General features: G+C 61.7%; 2 protein-coding genes. One reads left to right on the top strand and one right to left on the bottom strand.

Features of this window, described 5'->3' with window-relative positions:
- Window positions 1–18: 18 nt before the first annotated feature.
- On the bottom strand, window positions 19–738 hold the full coding sequence (locus OP496_RS17815; protein ID WP_280565261.1) for an ATP-binding cassette domain-containing protein: 720 nt from the start codon (window positions 736–738) through the stop codon (window positions 19–21).
- Between the two features lie 46 nt (window positions 739–784).
- Between OP496_RS17815 and OP496_RS17820 the strand changes: the two genes are divergently transcribed.
- The coding region (locus tag OP496_RS17820; protein WP_280565264.1) for an arylesterase at window positions 785–1243 on the top strand (459 nt) is incomplete at its 3' end.

Below are 1243 nucleotides of genomic sequence, written 5' to 3' on the forward strand. Positions count from 1 at the left end.
GCGATAGCGAGAGCGCCTTCACGAGGCCACCTCGTCGTGACTCATGGTCTGCAGGCGCCCTTCGTCAAGGCGCAGGCAACGCCCGCAGCGGCGTGCCAGAGCATGATCGTGCGTGACCAATATCAGTGTCGTGCCCATTTCCTGATTGAGCTCGAACAGCAAGTCGATGATATGCGCCCCCGTGGCGCGATCGAGGTTGCCGGTTGGCTCGTCGGCAAAGACCAGCTTTGGATGGCTGACGAAGGCACGCGCCACCGCCACGCGTTGCTGCTCACCGCCGGAGAGTTGCTTGGGCAGGTGCCCGAGCCGCTCGCCGAGTCCGACTCGCGTCAACCAGGTCCGCGCTCGCTGCTCGTCATCGCCCGAGGGCGAAAGCTCCTGGGGCAGCAGGACGTTTTCCAGCGCCGTCAGAGTCGGTAGGAGTTGAAAGTTCTGAAACACGAATCCCACTTGCCCGGCACGCAGCCGCGCCCGGCCGTCCTCATTCAGGGCACTCAGTGATTCACCGAATAACTGGATATCGCCTTCACTGGGCGTATCCAGCCCTGCCAGCAAACCCAACAGGGTCGACTTGCCCGATCCAGAGCTACCCAAGATGGCCACGCTTTCGCCGCCATGGACGTGCAATGCCAAGTCGTCGAGAATCGTCAGTACACGCTCACCGCTGCGCACGCGCTGCGCGACGTGACTGGCGTGTAAAATGGGAGTTCTAGCTTCACTCAAGGAGTCGTCGGACATGCGTGAGAATTCCTCTTCCTGGATACGCAAAGGCATGCGCGTCCTGATGGTCGCCGTATTGTGCTTCGCCGCAGGACATGCCGTGAATGCTCGCGCCGATACGCTGCTGGTAGTCGGCGATAGCCTGAGCGCGGCCCACGGCATCGAGCGCGACGCCGGCTGGGTCAACTTGCTTCGACAACGTCTGGGCAGTCAACACCAGGTCATCAATGCCAGCATCAGTGGCGACACCACCTCGAGCGGCGCGGCACGCCTGCCGGAACTGCTCGAACGTCACCCACCGGATATCGTGCTGCTCGAGCTAGGCGGTAATGACGGCCTGCGCGGACTTTCACCACAGCAGATGAAGCTCAATTTGAGTGACATGATCGAAAAAAGCCAGGCAGCCGGCGCGCGCGTACTGCTGCTGGGCATCGAAATACCGCCCAATTACGGCGCCTCTTACACCGATGCCTTTCGCGGCGTTTTCCGGCAGCTCAGTGAAGAATACGCCCTTCCCCTGGTG

This window comes from Chromohalobacter sp. 48-RD10 (assembly GCF_029889785.1).
Classification (GTDB): domain Bacteria; phylum Pseudomonadota; class Gammaproteobacteria; order Pseudomonadales; family Halomonadaceae; genus Chromohalobacter.

What these genes read in the sequence shown, in the direction of transcription:
- OP496_RS17815 (WP_280565261.1), bottom strand. Translation starts at nt 738, where the DNA reads ATGTCCGACGACTCCTTGAGTGAAGCTAGAACTCCCATTTTACACGCC.